The sequence below is a fragment of the Glaciihabitans sp. UYNi722 genome, from assembly GCF_040549465.1.
In the GTDB taxonomy this organism is placed as follows: Bacteria; Actinomycetota; Actinomycetes; order Actinomycetales; family Microbacteriaceae; genus Lacisediminihabitans.
In genome coordinates this window covers 138867-156665 of record NZ_JBEPTL010000001.1, presented here as the reverse complement: position 1 = coordinate 156665, position 17799 = coordinate 138867, and the positions used below count along the sequence as shown (strand labels likewise).

Annotated in this window: 19 protein-coding genes and 4 tRNA genes; 9 read left to right on the top strand and 14 right to left on the bottom strand. The window is 61.7% G+C overall.

Annotated elements, in window-relative coordinates:
- Positions 1 to 22 precede the first annotated feature (22 nt).
- The 6 genes from pdxT to ABIB56_RS00725 form a co-directional block, all read right to left on the bottom strand.
- On the bottom strand, positions 23 to 640 hold the full coding sequence (gene pdxT / locus ABIB56_RS00750; protein WP_354566817.1) for a pyridoxal 5'-phosphate synthase glutaminase subunit PdxT: 618 nt from the start codon (positions 638 to 640) through the stop codon (positions 23 to 25).
- Positions 630 to 1547 carry a pyridoxal 5'-phosphate synthase lyase subunit PdxS gene (gene pdxS / locus ABIB56_RS00745; protein WP_354566816.1) on the bottom strand — a complete coding sequence of 306 codons (918 nt, stop codon included), beginning with the start codon at positions 1545 to 1547 and terminating at the stop codon, positions 630 to 632. Before pdxS ends, pdxT begins: the two co-directional genes overlap by 11 nt.
- Positions 1548 to 1593: 46 nt before the next feature.
- Positions 1594 to 2172 carry an HIT family protein gene (locus ABIB56_RS00740; protein WP_354566815.1) on the bottom strand — a complete coding sequence of 193 codons (579 nt, stop codon included), beginning with the start codon at positions 2170 to 2172 and terminating at the stop codon, positions 1594 to 1596.
- Positions 2172 to 4148, bottom strand: a complete 1977-nt coding sequence (gene thrS, locus ABIB56_RS00735; RefSeq protein WP_354566999.1) for a threonine--tRNA ligase — start codon at positions 4146 to 4148, stop codon at positions 2172 to 2174. Before thrS ends, ABIB56_RS00740 begins: the two co-directional genes overlap by 1 nt.
- A 109-nt stretch (positions 4149 to 4257) precedes the next feature.
- Positions 4258 to 4788, bottom strand: coding sequence for a GspE/PulE/PilB domain-containing protein (locus tag ABIB56_RS00730; protein WP_354566814.1), 531 nt, complete (start codon positions 4786 to 4788; stop codon positions 4258 to 4260).
- Positions 4789 to 4965: 177 nt separating this feature from the next.
- On the bottom strand, positions 4966 to 5268 hold the full coding sequence (locus tag ABIB56_RS00725) for a hypothetical protein (protein WP_354566813.1): 303 nt from the start codon (positions 5266 to 5268) through the stop codon (positions 4966 to 4968).
- 370 nt (positions 5269 to 5638) lie between these two features.
- Between ABIB56_RS00725 and ABIB56_RS00720 the strand changes: the two genes are divergently transcribed.
- The 4 genes from ABIB56_RS00720 to ABIB56_RS00705 all read left to right on the top strand — a co-directional run bounded on the left by ABIB56_RS00720 (position 5639) and on the right by ABIB56_RS00705 (position 8202).
- A complete protein-coding gene (locus ABIB56_RS00720) occupies positions 5639 to 6043 on the top strand; it encodes a hypothetical protein (protein ID WP_354566812.1) in 405 nt (134 codons plus the stop codon).
- Positions 6040 to 6939 (top strand): sugar transferase, encoded by a 900-nt coding sequence (locus ABIB56_RS00715; RefSeq protein ID WP_354566811.1) that lies wholly within the window; start codon positions 6040 to 6042, stop codon positions 6937 to 6939. Before ABIB56_RS00720 ends, ABIB56_RS00715 begins: the two co-directional genes overlap by 4 nt.
- A 514-nt stretch (positions 6940 to 7453) precedes the next feature.
- A complete protein-coding gene (locus ABIB56_RS00710) occupies positions 7454 to 7831 on the top strand; it encodes an ATP-binding protein (protein ID WP_354566810.1) in 378 nt (125 codons plus the stop codon).
- A gap of 44 nt (positions 7832 to 7875) precedes the next feature.
- Positions 7876 to 8202, top strand: coding sequence for a hypothetical protein (locus ABIB56_RS00705; RefSeq protein WP_354566809.1), 327 nt, complete (start codon positions 7876 to 7878; stop codon positions 8200 to 8202).
- A gap of 51 nt (positions 8203 to 8253) precedes the next feature.
- On the opposite strand, the gene ABIB56_RS00700 is transcribed toward ABIB56_RS00705, so the two are convergent.
- The 5 genes from ABIB56_RS00700 to ABIB56_RS00680 all read right to left on the bottom strand — a co-directional run bounded on the left by ABIB56_RS00700 (position 8254) and on the right by ABIB56_RS00680 (position 10512).
- A complete protein-coding gene (locus ABIB56_RS00700; protein WP_354566808.1) occupies positions 8254 to 8523 on the bottom strand; it encodes a hypothetical protein in 270 nt (89 codons plus the stop codon).
- 246 nt (positions 8524 to 8769) lie between these two features.
- Entirely contained in the window at positions 8770 to 9555 is a 786-nt protein-coding gene (locus tag ABIB56_RS00695) for an Ltp family lipoprotein (RefSeq protein ID WP_354566807.1), read from the bottom strand.
- Positions 9556 to 10202: 647 nt separating this feature from the next.
- A tRNA-Val gene (locus ABIB56_RS00690) sits at positions 10203 to 10274 on the bottom strand.
- Positions 10275 to 10313: 39 nt separating this feature from the next.
- A tRNA-Cys gene (locus ABIB56_RS00685) sits at positions 10314 to 10384 on the bottom strand.
- Positions 10385 to 10440: 56 nt separating this feature from the next.
- Positions 10441 to 10512, bottom strand: a tRNA-Gly gene (locus tag ABIB56_RS00680).
- A gap of 103 nt (positions 10513 to 10615) precedes the next feature.
- Between ABIB56_RS00680 and ABIB56_RS00675 the strand changes: the two genes are divergently transcribed.
- The 3 genes from ABIB56_RS00675 to ABIB56_RS00665 all read left to right on the top strand — a co-directional run bounded on the left by ABIB56_RS00675 (position 10616) and on the right by ABIB56_RS00665 (position 11861).
- Positions 10616 to 10688, top strand: a tRNA-Val gene (locus tag ABIB56_RS00675).
- A gap of 34 nt (positions 10689 to 10722) precedes the next feature.
- Positions 10723 to 11625, top strand: a complete 903-nt coding sequence (locus ABIB56_RS00670; protein WP_354566806.1) for an alpha/beta hydrolase fold domain-containing protein — start codon at positions 10723 to 10725, stop codon at positions 11623 to 11625.
- Between the two features lie 2 nt (positions 11626 to 11627).
- The gene (locus tag ABIB56_RS00665; RefSeq protein WP_354566804.1) at positions 11628 to 11861 is read left to right on the top strand and encodes a hypothetical protein; all 234 of its coding nucleotides are present in this window, start codon (positions 11628 to 11630) and stop codon (positions 11859 to 11861) included.
- Here the strand turns inward: ABIB56_RS00665 and ABIB56_RS00660 are convergent.
- Positions 11837 to 12880, bottom strand: coding sequence for a hypothetical protein (locus ABIB56_RS00660; RefSeq protein WP_354566803.1), 1044 nt, complete (start codon positions 12878 to 12880; stop codon positions 11837 to 11839). The genes ABIB56_RS00665 and ABIB56_RS00660 overlap by 25 nt on opposite strands.
- Positions 12881 to 12951: 71 nt before the next feature.
- Positions 12952 to 14127 (bottom strand): ammonium transporter, encoded by a 1176-nt coding sequence (locus tag ABIB56_RS00655; RefSeq protein ID WP_502917522.1) that lies wholly within the window; start codon positions 14125 to 14127, stop codon positions 12952 to 12954.
- A gap of 367 nt (positions 14128 to 14494) precedes the next feature.
- Here ABIB56_RS00655 and ABIB56_RS00650 point away from each other — a divergent pair, with 367 nt between their 5' ends.
- The gene (locus ABIB56_RS00650) at positions 14495 to 15631 is read left to right on the top strand and encodes a Na+/H+ antiporter NhaA (RefSeq protein WP_354566801.1); all 1137 of its coding nucleotides are present in this window, start codon (positions 14495 to 14497) and stop codon (positions 15629 to 15631) included.
- Here the strand turns inward: ABIB56_RS00650 and zapE are convergent.
- Entirely contained in the window at positions 15628 to 16650 is a 1023-nt protein-coding gene (gene zapE / locus ABIB56_RS00645) for a cell division protein ZapE (RefSeq protein WP_354566800.1), read from the bottom strand. The genes ABIB56_RS00650 and zapE overlap by 4 nt on opposite strands.
- A 169-nt stretch (positions 16651 to 16819) precedes the next feature.
- Between zapE and ABIB56_RS00640 the strand changes: the two genes are divergently transcribed.
- Positions 16820 to 17722: a sulfurtransferase gene (locus tag ABIB56_RS00640; RefSeq protein ID WP_354566799.1), complete on the top strand. Its 903-nt coding sequence runs from the start codon at positions 16820 to 16822 to the stop codon at positions 17720 to 17722.
- Positions 17723 to 17799 lie beyond the last annotated feature (77 nt).

Genomic DNA, 17799 nt, shown 5'->3' with positions numbered 1-17799 from the left:
CTCGTGCGCCGCGACCCGGATGCTAGCGCGCTGACACCCTGTCGAGGAAGTACTGGTGGAATCGGGTGTCGCCAGTCATCTCGGGGTGGAAGGAGGTGCCGATGAGATTGCCCTGCTCCACGGCGACCACGCGTCCATCGCTCAGAGTGGCGATCGCGCGGACTCCGGGGCCTACCTCCTCGACGATCGGCGCGCGGATGAACACCGCGTGCATGGGCGGCGCTCCGAGTTCCAGGATGTCGAGGTCTGTTTCGAAGGAGTCAAGCTGTGAGCCGAAAGCGTTCCGTCGCACCGAAATGTCAAGTCCGCCGAGGCTCTGCTGACCGGCGATGGCGTCGAGCACCCGGTCGGCGATCATGATGAGTCCCGCACAGGTTCCATAGACCGGCATCCCCGATGCGATGGCGGCCTTGAGCGGTGCAGCAAGGCCGAAAGCACGCGACATCTTGTCCATCACGCTCGACTCGCCGCCGGGGATGACCAGGCCGGCCACCTCGGCCAGCTCTTCGGGGCGCCTGATGGGCAGGGCATCCGCGCCCAGGGAACGGAGCACAGCGATGTGTTCGCGAAAGTCGCCCTGGAGAGCGAGTACGCCGACTATCGCCGCGTTCTTCGATAAGCCCAGCGGCTTACCAACCACGTTCGGAGAGGCGGTGGGGGGCGGCGAGGTCAGAGACGTTGATGCCGACCATCGCTTCGCCGAGACCACGTGAGGTTTCGGCGATCACGGCCGGGTCGTCGAAGAAGGTAGTGGCCTTCACAATCGCCGCGGCACGCTGGGCTGGATTGCCCGACTTGAAGATTCCCGATCCGACGAACACACCGTCGGCACCGAGCTGCATCATGAGCGCCGCGTCGGCAGGGGTCGCAACGCCACCGGCAGTGAAGAGCACGACGGGAAGCTTGCCGGTGCGAGCGACCTCGAGCACCAACTCATAAGGAGCCTGCAGGTCTTTGGCCGCCACGTAGAGCTCGTCGTGGGTCTTCGACGACAGCGCGGCGATCTCGGATTTGATGGTGCGGATGTGTTTGGTCGCTTCTGAGACGTCGCCGGTGCCGGCCTCGCCCTTCGAGCGAATCATTGCGGCGCCCTCGTTGATGCGACGGAGAGCCTCGCCGAGGTTCGTCGCGCCGCAGACGAAGGGCACCGTGAACGGCCACTTGTCGATGTGGTTGACGTAGTCGGCCGGGCTGAGCACCTCGGACTCGTCGATGTAGTCGACCTTGAGGGCCTGCAGAACCTGCGCTTCGACGAAGTGACCGATGCGGGCCTTCGCCATCACCGGAATGGAGACTTCGGCGATGATGCTGTCGATCAGGTCGGGGTCGCTCATGCGCGCCACACCACCCTGGGAGCGGATGTCGGCCGGAACCCGCTCGAGGGCCATGACGGCGACCGCGCCGGCATCCTCGGCGATTCGCGCCTGCTCTGCGGTGACGACATCCATGATGACGCCGCCCTTGAGCATCTCAGCGAGGCCGCGCTTGACACGGCTCGAGCCCAACTCGGTAGACGGGGTGCTGGGGGTGGATTCTGTGTTGCTCACAATTGCCTCTCTGGTGTCCCGCTGCTTCTGCGGGACGATAGCCATTCTATTCGGGCGCGGCCACAGGCCAGCCTGCGGCGATCGCCTCGCGCGTCTCGCCGAGCAGGAAAGGGATGGCCTTGGTTTCGGCGATGATCGGGAAGAAGTTCGCGTCCTGCGCCCAGCGCGGCACGATGTGCTGGTGCAGGTGCCCTGCGATCCCCGCGCCCGCGATACTCCCCTGGTTCATGCCGATGTTGAAGCCGTCGCAGTGCGAGGTCGCTCCGAGCACTCGCATGGCCGTCTGGGTGAGGCTCGCCATCTCGGCCACCTCCTCATCCGTCGCCTCGTCGTACCTGGCGACGTGCCGGTAAGGGCAGACCAGCAGGTGACCGGAGTTGTAGGGAAACAGATTGAGCAACACGTAACAGTGCACGCCGCGCGCGACGATGAGCGCCTTCTCATCAGTCATCGACGGTGCGAGACAGAACGGGCACTCGTGCTTCTCCGGCTGCTGGCCGTTCTCGATGTACGCGATGCGATGCGGCGTCCAGAGACGTTGGAACGCGTCGGGCACCGCCGCGAACTCAGCGGATGACTCGGCGTCGACACCGTCGAATTCGTCTGGGGCGTAGTTCTTCGGCATTACACCTGCGCCCTGGTCGCGATCGCGGTCGTGATCCTCTCGACGGCCTCTGCCACCGGGATGCCGTTCTCCTGGCTTCCATCCCGGTAGCGGAAGCTGACCGCGCCAGCAGCGCGATCCTCTTCGCCGGCGATGAGCTGGTATGGCACTTTCAGCTTGGTGTGCGTGCGGATCTTCTTCGGCATCCGGTCGCTCGAATGGTCGACCTCGGCCCGCACCCCAGCAGCCTTGAGCTGCCCGATGACGTCGTCGAGGTATGGGCCGTACTCCTCAGCGACCGGAATGCCGACGACCTGCACCGGGGACAACCAGACCGGGAAGGCACCGGCGTAGTGCTCGGTGAGCACACCGAAGAACCGTTCGATCGATCCGAACAGCGCGCGATGGATCATCACCGGACGCTGGCGGGATCCGTCAGCAGCGGTGTACTCGAGCTGGAACCGTTCCGGCAGGTTGAAGTCGAGTTGCACTGTCGACATCTGCCAGGTGCGACCGATCGCGTCGCGAGCCTGAACGGAGATCTTCGGTCCGTAGAAGGCGGCTCCGCCTGAATCAGGAACGAGTTCGAGTCCGGATTCCTGTGCGACCTCGGCGAGGGTTGCCGTCGCCTCTTCCCAGACATCGTCGTCTCCCACGTACTTGTCCGGATCCTTCGTGGAGAGCTCGAGGTAAAAGTCGGTGAGGCCGTAGTCACGCAGCAGCGACAGCACGAAATTGAGTGTGCCGGTGAGCTCCTCTTTCATATTCTCTCTCGTGGTGAAGATGTGGGCGTCATCCATCGTCAGTCCACGCACACGGGTGAGGCCGTGGATCACGCCCGACTTCTCGTTGCGATAGACGGTGCCGAACTCGAAGAAGCGCAGCGGAAGATCCCGATATGACCGACCGCTTGAGCGGTAGATCAGGATGTGCATCGGGCAGTTCATCGGCTTGAGGTAGTAGTCGGCGCCCTGGCGGGTGATCTCCCCCTCCTCGTTGCGCGCCTCGTCGAGGTGCATCGGCGGGAACATCGCCTCTTTGTACCACCCGAGGTGGCCGCTCACTTCGAACAAAGACGCCTTGGTGATATGCGGCGTGTTGACGAAGGAGTAACCCTCCTGCTCGTGGCGGATGCGTGAGTAGTTCTCCATCTCCCGGCGGATGATGCCGCCCTTGGGATGGAATACCGCAAGGCCCGAACCGATCTCGTCGGGGAACGAGAAGAGGTCGAGTTCCTGGCCGAGCTTGCGGTGATCGCGCTTGGCGGCTTCCTCCTGTCGAGCCTGGTACGCGCGCAGTTCGTCCTTGGTGGGCCACGCCGTGCCGTAGATGCGCTGCAGTTGCTTGTTCTTCTCCGAGCCGCGCCAGTAGGCGGCAGCGCTGCGAGTGAGCGCATAACCGTTGCCGATCAGGCGGGTGTTCGGCAGGTGCGGGCCACGGCAGAGGTCTTTCCACACCGTCTCACCGGTCTTCTGGTCCACGTTGTCGTAGATGGTCAGCTCGGAGCCGCCCACCTCGACGGACTCGTTGTCGCCGCCATCCGCAGCTGCTCCCTTGAGACCGATCAGCTCCAGCTTGTAGGACTCATCGGCGAGCTCGGCGCGCGCCTCGTCATCAGTGACCACTCGGCGCACAAAGCGCTGGCCGGAGCGGATGATGCGCTCCATCGCCTTATCGACGACCTTGAGATCCTCGGGGGTCAGGGGGGTATCCACGTCGAAGTCGTAGTAAAAGCCGTCGGTGATCGGTGGACCGATCCCCAGCTTCGCCTCTGGATTGATCGACTGGAGGGCCTGCGCGGTAACGTGCGCCGCGGAGTGGCGAAGGATCTTGAGACCGTCTGGAGACGAGATGTGCACCGGCTCCGCGGTCTCCCCGGCGGTGACCTCCGCGGCCATGTCGCGCAGATCACCGTTGACACGAACCGCGACGATTCCCCGGTCGGTGAACAGTTCGAACCCTGTCGTTGTCTCCGCCGCCGTGATCGACTCGAGAATGGACTCGTTGCCGGCGCGCGATTCAGACACGACGAAGGTGCTCCTTAACTACGAACGATGGTGCCTACAACATTAGCGTTGCGGCACGGGGAGCTCCGCGCCCACCCTGTCAGCGCACGAGTGCGCTGCGATCCCTGTCGCGCCGCAGGATTCTCAGTCCGGCGAGCACCGCGCGATTACCCTCGGGCACGAACGCGCGAAGCACGGCGGTTCTGATATCCGACGAGGTGGCCGCGACGAATTCCACCGGGTTCTGGAGTACGGAAGCGATATGTGCGGCCCGCTCCGGATCGGGGATGCGAGCGGTAGCGACGAGGACGGTGCCGTTCGCCTGGTCTCGCACCGGCATCCAGTTCTCGGCGAGATAGCGCTGACCGGGCCAGTGGTGCACAAGCTCTTTGTCGACACGCGTTCGCGCCAGGTGGATCGGCGGCAGATGCCAGGCGCGTGACACGACCTTCAACAGTGCGTCAGCCGCGATAACGCCGCGGGCCACGAGGATCTCGTCGAGCAGCAGTCCGCTGTCGGGTTGCGTTGCACCCACAGTTGCCAACTCTTCGGCAGAGACCAGACCCGATTCGATGAGCAGCTCGAAGAACGCGGCATCCTGCGCAGGAGGATCGCCCTCCGTCGTGTTCATCCGTCCATCGTGGGGGAAGTCTCGCGAGCCGAATAGTCCCCCGTTCACGCGCCACAGTGTTCTTCGCATGGCGATCTGGCCGCGTCCGTCGCCTGCTCGATCCTTAGAGATGTAAAGCCCCGAAACTTGTTCAGGGCCTTACTTGTGTCGTATTTCATCCATAACCCGAAGAGCGCCTCAGTGCGCGTCCTTCGGTAAGCCGCACGTGGCACGCACCCCGGTCGTCATGAGTGTCTCCCAGTAATCGTGAAAGAACGTGCCCGGCCCTTCGTAGTTGCAGCGCCAGGAGCCCCTGTGGCGTTTGTACTGCGTCGTGTTCGTCTCGGCTTCCTTGTAACGCTCAAACGGCACCACGACGATCGTTTGCCGAGCGGCCGGGGCCACATTGTGCCGAACGGACAGGGGGAGATAGTGCTGTGGCAGCTCGATCATCAGGTCGTCAAGGGGTTCGTGGATGGTCGCGGGCAGAAGCGACTGCATGTAGCTGGTCGAACCGAAGGGGCTGCCGCCAGACGGGCGACTTCGGCCTCAGGACCCCGAAGAAATTCGGGAACACAATGTGCTCCTTCGTTTGGTGATGAGTGGATGGACGATCTGAAAGTTGTGGGGGCCGCAGGGTTCAGGAGAGGAAGACCTCGCTGCGTGGGGCAACAGGTCATCGGAGTATGGGCGATTTCGAATGGAGGAAGAGTTTTTCTTCTCACGGAACTACCGCAGCACTCTGTGCTTGATTGCGTGACCTGGAGGGTCAGCCAGTGGTTTGTTTCAGTACGTCCGGACCGACTCAAGCTGTGCGTACGTTCCTTGGCGCCGCCCCACTATCGTTAGATTCCTCACACAAGGCGCGACCATGATTCCCGAGATCGTTGCTGAGCTCGATCGGCAGCTGTCGGAGCAGCGCGCCAGCGCCGAGTCGCTAGCAACTCGTTCTGGGCTACTGATCGCCGCATCGGCGGCAATTCTTGGGTTTGCAGCCGCGGGCAATGCCTCGTTGTCGCCCGTGGGCTACTGGATTCTCGGCATCGGGATGGTGCTCGGGGTAATGGTCTTCTGGATGGCTCGAGTGGGTTGGGGTCCGAATCTTTCGGTCGCAGTCTCCAAGAACGACGCAAAATCACTGGCTAGATCGAAGTTGATCCTTGTCGAAGCAAACAAGAATGTCTTGACGAGAGCACAAGTCATTTTCACGTTGCAGGTACTCCTGACGATCCTCGGCATCGCAGTGCTTGCACTAGTTCTTTGGCGGTTGCCATGACGCTCTCACATATGGATGACTACCCCCAATTTCGCCGCAACCGCAATGTCCTGCCATTGCCGGTGCAGCCCGACGCGGCAGATCGCGAGCCCGAAGGGTTCGACTCACTCGACGAGTGGGATGTTGAAGCGGCGCGACGACTCTTGGAGCCGCGGAGTCGATTGGGTCCGCTCTTCGGGTTGACTCAGAAGGACCTCAATCGCGCGTCTGAGCGTATCGAGATCTTGACTCAGAGGGACTTGGGACTCGGAGTTGACCTTTTCCAGATGGGCGTGTCTCAACGGCTTGCCGCTCGGTTCGGTAAGCGCACACTAGATGTGGTGCTGTCGGGCCTGGCTCTTATCGTGCTGGCACCGCTCTTTTTATTGATCTCAATATTCGTCCGGCTCGATAGTCCGGGTCCGACCTTCTTCCGACAAAACCGAGTTGGCCTATACGGCCGTGAGTTTCCGATTCTCAAATTCCGCTCAATGGTTGCGACCGCCGAGCAGGATCTGTATGCGATTCTTGCCCGAATCAACGAGGAACAGGATTCGGGACTGCTCTTCAAGATGAGACATGACCCGCGAATCACCAGGGTCGGCAGGGTTTTGCGTAAATACTCTCTTGATGAACTGCCGCAGCTGTGGAACATCTTCGTCGGTGACATGAGTATCGTCGGCCCGCGTCCTCCTCTGCCTTTCGAGGCGGGTCAGTACGTAGACCATCAGCAGCGACGCCTCTATGTCAAGCCCGGCTTGACGGGCCTGTGGCAAGTCAATGGACGGTCCGCCCTCACCTGGGAGCAGAGCATGAGACTGGATCTCTACTACGTGGAGAACTGGTCGGTTCTGGGAGACCTGATCATCATGTGGCGCACTCTTCGAGTGCTCACACGCCCGGTAGCCGATTACTAATAAGGATTCGCTGCGCGGGGCACACAAATGACGACCATAGTCCACGTAGAAAGCCGCGGCCAGGTCCCGGCTCGATGGCGATGACCTCAGTAGTACTTATGAGATCGTCATCCGGCCCTCGGCGTCAGTGCGCTAGGAGCTGCTACCTACGATCGACTCAAAGCCGCGGAGCTAGTGTTATTCCGAACTGCTCGCGTCAGACAGGCTCACGGACCCTGAGTGCAGCAGGTGATCGTGATTCGGTCGACTCCAAATCTCCTTGTCGCAGAAGCGATGAATTCACGAGATACGGATAGACGGTCATAACGCCCCTGTCCGCCGAGATCGAGTAGCCCCACATGGCGCAACGCTCCAGCCCCGATTGAGTGAGCTGGGGGCATGAGTGGGATTCAGATGAGATCACCACACGGCGATTTTTGCGAGGAGCGAACAAGTTTGCGCCTAGGGCATCATCACTAAGCTCGTCTCATGTCAGACCAATTTCCATACATCGTCCAAGCTTTTGGGTTGGATCGTGAAAAAGATCGCTGAGTCCGGTATTCGGAACATTTTCACGCCGCATCAGCCAATTGCTGAGTCGGATTTGCTCTTTGGGCGCGAGGCGGAGGTCCGAAGTTTAATCGAGACTCTGAACACGCCTGGTCAGCATGTGCTTCTGTATGGTGAGCGAGGAGTGGGGAAGAGTTCGATCGCGAACGTGACCTCGTCCGTTGTCTCAGTCCTTCTCAACAGGAATGTCTACGAGAAGAGATGCGACAACTCCGACACCTTTGAATCCATCCTGAAAGGACCGCTAGCTGAGGTCGGTGCTGACCTGACGCTTACAGAGGTTATCGAACAGAATGACACTTCTGGTGGCATGGCATGGGATGAGATAGTCGACCACCTCTAACGCCGATCCTTTCGCAGCGACCTTGGTTCTGCCAGACTCAGCGCATGTCCGATCCATCGCAACTGCCACCACCGCCTCAACCGGTGGACGTGCAGTACGCGCAGGCCCAACCGACGAACTCCCTGCCCGTGGCAGGTTTCGTTCTGGGGATCATCTCCGCCACGTTTGCACTCTGCTTCGCCCTGATCGGTGTATTTATTGGCTTCGTGCCGGCCGTGCTTGCGATCGTATTCGGCTTTGTGGGTCAGAGCGCTGCGAAACGAATGGGCGGTCTGCACATGAGGATCGCGAAGTGGTCAGCAGGATTGGGGATCATCACATTCGTGCTGCCACTGGCGCACGCGGCTCTGTCGAATGGGTCGATCCTCTAGTGCCGACAATTTGATGCCGCTGCCTCCATAACAGGAGCGCCGGTGGTTTATCTACAAGTACGGTTTGCAATCGTTCAGTAGTTCAAATGATGCTGCCTTGAAGTCGGTGAATTGCACGGTCTTGGCGCCCTTTCCTTCCAAAGCGGCCTTGAAGTCTCTCAGCGGACCTTCGGTCGCTTCGATATAAGGAATCAGTTTCGAATCGGCGGTGCTCGCTGCTTCTTCGAGGCTCGAAATCGTCGTACCCAATTCCGCGACGGTGACCGTTGACAGATCTGGATTGGCAACAAACCTTGTCACTATGTCGGCTGCGTCTGCCATCGCTCCATCGACATGAGTGCCATACAGAAGGACACACGTCGTTGCCGTTGACACCTTCGGCAGGGTGGATGGGCTCGCAGAGGCGGTAAGCGTGTGCCTAGCGGTCGGCGTTGAGGCCGTGTCTGGCCCGAGCCGCATCCAGTGAGAAGCAATACAGTCACAGCCGTGAGCAGAATTCGTTTCTTCATGGTGGTCAGAGCATAGTGACCCTCGAGGTTGTCAGATACACCCCAATCGGGGAATAGATCAATCGTTCAGATGCTGGACTGCGTAGTCGGCTTCCGCGGGGAGGAACTTCTCTCCGTATTGGCTTGTGAGCTGATCGTGAATCGCTGCCGGCGACATCGCCATGTTTTCCTGATAAGACTTGGCTTTCGCAAGAGCGTTGGCGTTCCAGTCAGCCTGCACATTGTCTATTCCGTATTGCCCCGCTTCTGGCGAGAATTTCTCTCCATACGCCGACGTGAGTTGGTCGTAAATTCCTGCCTTGCTCATGAACAAGTTATTGGCATAGCTAGTTGCCTTCGCTAGTGCGGACTTGAATTCGACAGGAACCGCTGGTGCGGGAGGCGCTACGGGCACCGCAGCCTGGGTCACCGTCGGCTCCGGGGCGGGCGAGGTGGCCTCTTGCGCTTGCGACGACTCTGAAGCGAGAGGGACCGGCTTGTTCTCCGACACGTTGTTCACGGCAGCGCCTATGCCGAAAGTCATACTTATGGAGGCGACGATCGCGACTCCGCCGAGGACGATTCCGGTAATCGCCATACCTTTTGATTGCTGCTTACTCAGAGCGAGGATCCCCACCACGAGCGCGGCGATTCCGATAATTGCGCCGAGAACCGGTACGAGTCCGGTCAGGAAGGCTACGATTCCGACCACCAAGGCCGCGACTGCGAGGCCGCCGATCGTTTTTGTAGTAGGCAGCAGCGGCGTCGTCGGAGGAGCGCCCAATTGGGTTGGGGTGGATTCTTGATTTATAGAAGCAGGGGCAGGCGCTTGAGGGGCGGTACCGGAGGGCTCGGGTGTGATCATTGGTCGAGTCTCACAGATTCACGGCGTTGAAATAACTCCCCGTTTAGGGTTCAATGTCCCGCGTTGGCACCCCCAATGATGGCGTCATCGCCGTCTGCCCAGCGTGGGCAGACCACCTGAAATAGTCCACACGCTTCGGCGAACTCGCGCCTTGTCTCGTTGCGCGTCTGTCGGAGTCTTGCCGCCCTTGCACCAATGCCCAGTTTCAGATTTTTGGTGCGTTTGTAGGTCGATGCCGGACAATTGAACGCTTCGGCCGCATACCGGCATTCCACGGCCGGCCGGCTTTTCGATGCTTTAGGTTTCTGCTTCGGTTTTGCAGCACGACGCTCCGCCGCAGCGGCTCGCTCAGCGGCCTCACGTGCCCGCTGAGCCATTCTTTTGGCAGCCTTGGCGGTCGGTTCTATCGAAGCCGACTTGCCTCCAGAATGAGCCGTGCGGACGAAGCTACAAGCCTATCCCCCGGCCTGGTGCTTCTGGACATACCCGTGCGACAGCAGACGGACGGTGGCGCCGCATTTGAGGCACGTGATGTGAACAGCCATGCGTCATGGTGTTGCAACGTATTTCTGGGCCGCAACTTGAACGCGTATTGCACGGATGTCCCCGGACAAAGAAATAGCCCCGGAAAACCGGGGCTATTCTTGTGAGCGATACTGGGATCGAACCAGCGACCTCTTCCGTGTCAGGGAAGCGCGCTACCGCTGCGCCAATCGCTCAAAACTCTTCTGCATTTTACAACACGCTATTTTACCTCGAGGTGGCGACGGGATTTGAACCCGTGTGGACGGCTTTGCAGGCCGCTGCCTCGCCTCTCGGCCACGCCACCATATGTGGGTCCCCGTAACTGCCCTGAATTTCCAAGAAAGCACAAGACCTCACTCGAGCGGATGACGAGATTCGAACTCGCGACCCTCACCTTGGCAAGGTGATGCGCTACCACTGCGCCACATCCGCATTGCTCGCATTTCTGCGCGCGTCCATGACTCTATCCGATGCCAACGCTCTGAGCCAATTCCGTGACGGAGCGGCGCGGCGGTATGGCAGGATTGTCTGGTCAGGGCGATTGGCGCAGTTGGTAGCGCGCTTCCTTCACACGGAAGAGGTCATCGGTTCGAGTCCGGTATCGCCCACAACAGCAGAGTCGCGTTCGAGAAAGGCGGCATCATGGCAAGCCTCGCTAGCAGGCTGATGCCTGTGGTCATGACAGCCCGCGGGTCGAAGAAACGCTTCAGTTCTGTGGACGCGACACTCGCCAATCTGAAGCAACTCCAGTCGCGACCGGCGAGTTCCGCTCCCCCGTCGCAGATCAACAAAATCGTGGACGTCAGTCTGCACACCGTGAACGGCTGGATGGTCTACAAGATCAGTCCGCGCGATATCACCGCGCCGAGACGCGCGCTCTACCTGCACGGTGGTTGTTACGTCTACGAGATCGCCCTTCAGCACTGGCTGTTGATCGCAAAGCTGGCGGTCAGCACGTCCGCGACGTTCGTGGTGCCGATCTATCCGCTCGCCCCCACCGAGACGGCGTCCAGCATCGTGCCGCGGGTCACCGAGATGGCCGCGGAGCTCATTGACGAGGTCGGAGCAGACCTGGTCAGCATCCTCGGAGATTCTGCCGGCGGCGGGATGGCACTCGCTGTCGCCATGCAGTTGCGCGATCGCGGATTACCCGCGCTTCACCAGACCGTGCTCATCTCGCCGTGGCTGGACATCAGTGGAACAGACCCGGCGCTGGCCGCGATCGCTCCCCGTGACCCATGGCTGGCGATTCCTGGCACGCACGCTGTGGGCGCGATCTACCGCGGCGAACTCGCCGAAAATGACCCGATCGTCAGCCCGATCTACGGCGACCTCACCGGCCTCGGACCGATCACGATGTTCAGCGGCACCCGCGACATCCTGAACGCGGATGCCAGAAGGTTCGCCCGCAAGGCGCGCGACGCTGGTCTCTCCCTCGACTATCACCAACTGCCGGGCATGATCCACGTCTATCCGCTGCTGCCGATTCCGGAGGCCACGGAAGCCCAGCGCATCATCACCCGCGCCATGACCAGGCGCAACTAGCGATGGCCGGCAAGCGGAACGTGGATGCCAGGGGTCGCCTTGTCGACGATCCGTTCGACTTCAGCTCGACCAAAGGCGGACAGGTGATGATCAGCCGGGGCGGCCGCGTGGTCGTCACTCTTGGCGGGGACACGGCGAGCAGGCTTCTGAAAGCACTCGAGAAAGCCGACGAGCGTCAAGCGCAGCTTCTGCTCGCGAAGGCCACCGGAGACTACCGTCGCGGCAACGAGCGCTGAGAGCCGTCCAGACGTCGTAGAAGCCACCACAGGGTTGCTCCGACCAGGAAACCGAGGACCGCGCTGGCGGCAACAGCCGCGAGCTGGCCGAAGAAAACCTCCGGCTGCCCGGTGTAGATGAAGGCGAGATCCTTCGCGAAGAATCCGAGCAACAGCAGGCTCGATCCTCCGGCGATCAGCGCCGTTGCCAGAATCGCCTTGGCACCGGCACCCCTGCTCGACGGCGTCAGCAGTGTGCTCAGTCCCCCGGCGATCATGGCCGTGATCACCGCCAGGGTCGGCTCGAGAAATGCGCACGTGGCTGCGGCCGCTATTGCCCCACCCAGGAACCCCAACGCCAGGCCGCGTGGCGTCGTCGAACGGTGGCGGATCCGTTCGACAGCCAGCCCCGCGATCACGCCGACAACCGGCATGAGGATGGCGTTCAGCACGATGGTCGACGTCGAGTCATCGATCGCCAGCTCCAATCCGACCAGCCAGCCGATCCAGGCGAACCACAGGGCCGCAATCAACGAGACAACCGGCCACCATCTCATCCGGACGGTTGTGACTTCCGAGCGTCGCTGGAACACGAAGGCGCCTATGCCGACGCTTCCGGCAGCGACGAACTCGGGCAGTGACGCACCGAGATCGATCAGCCCGGCGCTGGTGAAGAGGAAGTCAAACGCCGATCCAAACACCGCGACCGACGCGGGCAGAAATACTAAGCCGGTCGAGATCGCCGAAAACAGCCCCTGCACCAGCCGCGAGTGATATCTGAGTGGTGAGGTCGCCACACTGGCGAACAGCGCTCCCAGTCCGGTGATCGGCCCGGCGATGAGCGCGGGGATGCCGCTCACACCACTCGCCCAGAAGGCCAGGGCGACAAGGCCACCGAGACCTGCCGAGAGAACAATCCCCGGCCACAGCCCGGACATGGAGTGCCCGGCCAGACGCTGCTGCAGGAGAGCCAACAGCGGGACGACTGCGAGCACGGAGATCGTCGCCAGGGCGCTCAACCCCAGGTTCATGACATCCATTCGACCTCCTGGAGCAAGAGTATGGGGTGCCGTCCCGAAGGACGACACCCCATACCGCTGTGCTTACCTGGTTACACGGTTTCGAGCGCGTAGCCCTCTTCACCATGGACCGTCGTGTCGACGCCTGCCGCCTCATCCTCGTTCGTGATGCGGAAACCGATCGTCTTCTGAATGACGGTGCCGATGATCCAGGCCAGACCGAAGGAGTAGATCGCGATGCCGAAGGCCGCTACCGCCTGAACACCGAGCTGCTTGATGCTGCCGGTGTCGATAAGGCCGATGCCGCTGCCGAAGATACCGATGTACAGGGTTCCGAGCAGACCACCGACGAGGTGGATGCCGACGACATCGAGCGAGTCGTCGAAGCCGAGCTTGAACTTGAGGTCAATCGCGAGAGCACATACGGCACCGGCGAGGATGCCGAGCACGATCGCCCAACCCGGGGTCAGGATGTTGCAGGCCGGGGTGATCGCGACGAGACCCGCGACCGCACCGGATGCAGCGCCGATGGAGGTCGGCTTGCCGTCCTTGATCTTCTCCACGATCAGCCAGCCAAGGATGGCGGCGGCGGGGGCGGCGAGCGTGTTGATCCAGGCGATTGCCGCCACACCATCGACGGCGGCCTCAGAGCCCGCGTTGAAGCCGAACCATCCGAACCAGAGGAGCGCCGCGCCGAGAAGGGTGAGCGGAACGTTGTGGGGCTTGGAGAGCCCCTTACGGAAACCGACGCGTTTTCCAAGAACCAGCGCCAGTGCGAGACCCGCAGCTCCCGCGTTGATGTGCACGGCGGTTCCACCGGCGAAGTCGTTCACCTTGAGGAGGGCCGGGGCCCAGCCGTCAGTGAGGTTGAAGACCCAGTAAGCCACCGGGAAGTAGACGATGGTGGCCCAGACGCCGGCGAAGATCAACCAAGAGCCGAACTTGGCGCGGTCGGCGATCGCACCCGAGATCAGCGCGACTGTAATGATGGCGAAGGTTGCCTGGAAGCCGGCGAAGGCGAGGCCATTCAGATCGGGCGACATGGCGCCATCTTTACCGATGCCGATCAGCTTGCCGAGGCCGAGTGAGCCGTCGAATGGATTGCCGAGCCAGTGAGGGATGGCCGGGCTTCCGAACGCGAGCCCGTAGCCGTAGAGCACCCAGAGGACACCGATGAGGCCCATGGCACCGAAGCTCATCATCATCATGCTGATGACGCTCTTGGCTCGGACCATGCCGCCGTAGAAGAACGCGACTCCGGGGGTCATGATGAGAACGAGTGCTGCTGCCACGAGGAGCCACAGCGAATTCAGATTGAGCGTTATGCCGTCAGTCGTGGCATTTGTAAGGACCGACAATGCGACCATGGGTGGGGTTGCCTCTCTCTTTTTTCACAGGACTCCCTTCGGCGACAACACACGACCTGAAGAACGGCCTCGGTCGGGACCCGCCTCGGGGATGTGGCAAGTTTGCTGGGTCGATATTTCGGAAGCGGTGTCACCGTGTTTCCCAACTGTTACGCGCTGGCCACCTATGTAAACATCGTGTTTCGGGACTCTGCCGGTCTGCTCGGTATCGACCACCACCACCGCCGATCGGGCCTCCTAGACTGGGATGCATGCCGAGCGACATCCGATGAAATTTTTAAGGAACGAGCGCTACTCGGCTTTTTTGCTGCTGGGAGCCGCAATTCTCGGTGTCATCCTCGCCAATACGGCCCTGGGACCTGGCCTGCAATCCATTCGTGACACGCACCTCCCGATCCCCTGGCTCGGGCTCGATCTCTCCGTCGGGCACTGGGTCACCGATGGCCTGCTCGCGATTTTCTTCTTTCTCGCAGCGATCGAACTGCGCCACGAACTCTCCCACGGCGAACTCGACAGCCCTCACAAGGCGTTGATTCCGACGGTCGCGGCCGTCGGCGGCGTTATCGTACCAGCGGCGATATTCCTGCTGATCGTGCGTGAACCCGGACTCTCAGATGGATGGCCGATTCCTACCGCGACCGACATCGCCTTCGCACTCGGCGCTCTCGCCCTCGTCGGCCGGGCGCTGCCCACCCGCATTCGTGCGCTGCTGCTCGCCCTCGCGGTGATCGACGATCTCATCGCGATCCTGATCATCGCCTTCTTCTTCACTGATGGCTTACAGCCTCTGCCCCTGCTCGCAGCGGTTCCCGTCGTCCTGGTGTTCGGCTGGCTGAGCGGTCGTGCCCGTACCGCGCCGGTCGTGGCGATCCTGATTGTGCTCGGGATCGCGGCCTGGGTGCTCGTACACCTGTCCGGAGTCCACGCGACGATCGCTGGCGTCGCCCTCGGACTGATCATGGCGAGCAGGAGCGCCGGAGTGACCCGTCACGCGCTCGAGCCGTGGAGCAACGGCATCATCCTGCCGGTCTTCGCTTTCGTCGCTGCCCTCGTGACGTTGCCTGCGGTGGGCTTGTCAGAGCTGAGCCCGGTGTTCTGGGGGATCATTGTGGCGCTCCCGGTCGGCAAACTCATCGGCATCACCGGTGGAGCTGTGATCGCCAATCTGATCGCCGGCCTCTCCTCCCCGAAGACGCCGATCGGTGACATACTCGCGGTTGCCGGGCTCGGAGGTATCGGCTTCACCGTCTCGCTTTTGATGAATGAGCTGGCCTTCGCCAGCAACCACGAGATCGCCGTCCAGGGAACGCTGGCCGTACTGGTCGCTTCACTGCTGGCGGCGATAATCGGAATCATCCTGACAGCGATTCGGGCACGACACTACAAAGCGATGAACGCCGCTTAAACCTTGCCGGAGGTGAGAGCGATGATGCGCGAGATCGCTCTCAGATACTTCTTGCGATAACCACCCGACAGCATGTCGTCGGCGAAGATCTGGTCGAGCGGGATTCCCGTGGCGAAGATGCGAACCTGGGCGTCGTAGAGGCGATCCACGAAGGCGACGAAGCGGAGGGCATCCGTCTGGTTGGAGAACTGATGAACGTCCGTCAGGGCGATTCCGTCGAGACCATCGACGAGCTTGACATAGCGGGAGGGATGAACGGTGCCCAGGTGTTTCAGGACGGCGTCGAAGGCGTCGACGGTCACTTCGCCGTCGACAGTGTCGACAGCAGCCATCAGATCCACGTGGGCCAGGGAGACCGCGTGACCCTCGACATCGCGACGACGGTAGTCGAGCCCGTCGACGCGGATGGTGGTGAACTTGGCCGACAGCGCATCGATCTCACGGAGGAAGTCCTGTGCGGCGAAACGTCCCTCGCCGAGAGCATTGGGCGGAGTGTTCGACGTCGCCGCGATCCTCGACCCTGACGCCACCAGTTCGGAAAGCAGGCGCGACATCAGGCGCGTGTCCCCCGGGTCGTCGAGTTCGAACTCGTCGATGCAGACCAGCGAAGCTCCCTTGAGCAGTTTCACCGCCGACGCATAGCCGAGCGCCCCGACCAGCGCTGTGTACTCGATGAACGTGCCGAAGTATTTGCGACCGGGAGCCAGGTGCCAGAGCGCGGCGAGCAGGTGGGTCTTGCCGACGCCGAAGCCGCCATCGAGATAGACGCCGGGAAGCGCGGGGGCGGTCCGGCGTCGGGAGAACAAGCCGCCGGACCTGGTGGTCCAGACCGCGGCGAAGGTACGGATCGCGGCTACCGCGGCGCCCTGGGATTGGTAATCACGATCGGGGCGGTAAGTATCGAGACTCGCTGTCAGGAACTGCCGCGGTGGCGTCAGGTATTCGACGATTTCTTCGCCGCTCAGGGTTGGCTGCCTGTCGACCAGTCTGGCGTGGTCTCGCAGGGGCTCGGCTGTCACGTGAAAGCTCAACCTTTGGCTCGAAACTCGGTAACGATCTTTGTGTCGAAGTCTTACGAAACGCGCCGCCAGGGCATACCTGTTGCGTAGATTCGTTAAGGGCCGTATAAGCCTAACTCCCGAATACTGGCTCATCATCGCCCTCAGCGGGCGCCAACTGGAGGTTTTCATGACCGTCGAGGTCGATTCATCCGCGAAGTTCACCGAGTACGCCCACCCCGAACGGCTGGTGAGCACCGATTGGCTTCAAGCACACCTTGACACGCCCGGCCTTGTAGTCGTCGAATCCGATGAGGATGTTCTGCTCTACGAGACAGGGCACATTCCCGGTGCCGTCAAGATCGACTGGCACACCGACCTCAACGATCCGGTCGTGCGCGATTACATCGACGGTGAAGGCTTCGCACAGCTGCTCGGTTCGAAGGGCATCTCCCGCGACACCACCGTCGTCATCTACGGCGACAAGAACAACTGGTGGGCGGCCTACGCGCTGTGGGTATTCACGCTGTTCGGCCACGAAGATGTCCGTCTGCTGGACGGCGGGCGGGCGAAGTGGGAGGCGGAAGGTCGCGAGTACACGACGGATGTCGCCACTACCACCGCGGTCGACTACCCGGTGGTTGAGCGTAACGACGCCGCCATCCGCGCGTATAAGGATGACGTGCTCGCGCACCTCGGAAACCCGCTCGTGGATGTCCGCTCGCCCGAGGAATTCAGTGGGGAGCGCACGACTGCTCCTGCCTACCCAGAGGAGGGCGCGCTGCGCGCCGGTCACATTCCGAGCGCCCAGAATGTGCCGTGGGGCAAAGCCGCTGCTGAGGACGGGACGTTCCGCAACCTGGCCGAGCTCAATGCCCTCTACCGGGAGGGCGCCGGTCTCAAGGACGGCGACAGTGTCATTGCCTACTGCCGTATCGGCGAGCGTTCCAGTCACACCTGGTTCGTGCTCACGCATCTGCTCGGATTCGAAGGCGTACGCAACTATGACGGGTCATGGACCGAATGGGGTTCCGCCGTCCGCGTGCCGATCGTCACGGGCTCAGAGCCCGGAACTGTGCCCGCCGCACGTTAGCGACTACCCGGACGACCTCGGATCGGTCGGAGCCCCCTGGGCATCCGGCCGGTTCGCGTGGATGAAGTGGAATACTG

Excerpts from the sequence above, each read along its gene's own strand:
- ABIB56_RS00740 (WP_354566815.1), bottom strand. The coding sequence starts at position 2,172 with ATGCCGAAGAACTACGCCCCAGACGAATTCGACGGTGTCGACGCCGAG.
- ABIB56_RS00725 (WP_354566813.1), bottom strand. The coding sequence starts at position 5,268 with ATGCAGTCGCTTCTGCCCGCGACCATCCACGAACCCCTTGACGACCTG.
- ABIB56_RS00665 (WP_354566804.1), top strand. The coding sequence starts at position 11,628 with ATGGCCGGCAAGCGGAACGTGGATGCCAGGGGTCGCCTTGTCGACGAT.
- ABIB56_RS00720 (WP_354566812.1), top strand. The coding sequence starts at position 5,639 with ATGATTCCCGAGATCGTTGCTGAGCTCGATCGGCAGCTGTCGGAGCAG.
- ABIB56_RS00700 (WP_354566808.1), bottom strand. The coding sequence starts at position 8,523 with ATGGCAGACGCAGCCGACATAGTGACAAGGTTTGTTGCCAATCCAGAT.
- ABIB56_RS00730 (WP_354566814.1), bottom strand. The coding sequence starts at position 4,788 with ATGAACACGACGGAGGGCGATCCTCCTGCGCAGGATGCCGCGTTCTTC.
- ABIB56_RS00650 (WP_354566801.1), top strand. The coding sequence starts at position 14,495 with ATGAAATTTTTAAGGAACGAGCGCTACTCGGCTTTTTTGCTGCTGGGA.
- ABIB56_RS00695 (WP_354566807.1), bottom strand. The coding sequence starts at position 9,555 with ATGATCACACCCGAGCCCTCCGGTACCGCCCCTCAAGCGCCTGCCCCT.
- ABIB56_RS00660 (WP_354566803.1), bottom strand. The coding sequence starts at position 12,880 with ATGGATGTCATGAACCTGGGGTTGAGCGCCCTGGCGACGATCTCCGTG.
- ABIB56_RS00655 (WP_502917522.1), bottom strand. The coding sequence starts at position 14,127 with ATGACCCCCGGAGTCGCGTTCTTCTACGGCGGCATGGTCCGAGCCAAG.
- ABIB56_RS00670 (WP_354566806.1), top strand. The coding sequence starts at position 10,723 with ATGGCAAGCCTCGCTAGCAGGCTGATGCCTGTGGTCATGACAGCCCGC.
- ABIB56_RS00640 (WP_354566799.1), top strand. The coding sequence starts at position 16,820 with ATGACCGTCGAGGTCGATTCATCCGCGAAGTTCACCGAGTACGCCCAC.
- ABIB56_RS00715 (WP_354566811.1), top strand. The coding sequence starts at position 6,040 with ATGACGCTCTCACATATGGATGACTACCCCCAATTTCGCCGCAACCGC.
- ABIB56_RS00705 (WP_354566809.1), top strand. The coding sequence starts at position 7,876 with ATGTCCGATCCATCGCAACTGCCACCACCGCCTCAACCGGTGGACGTG.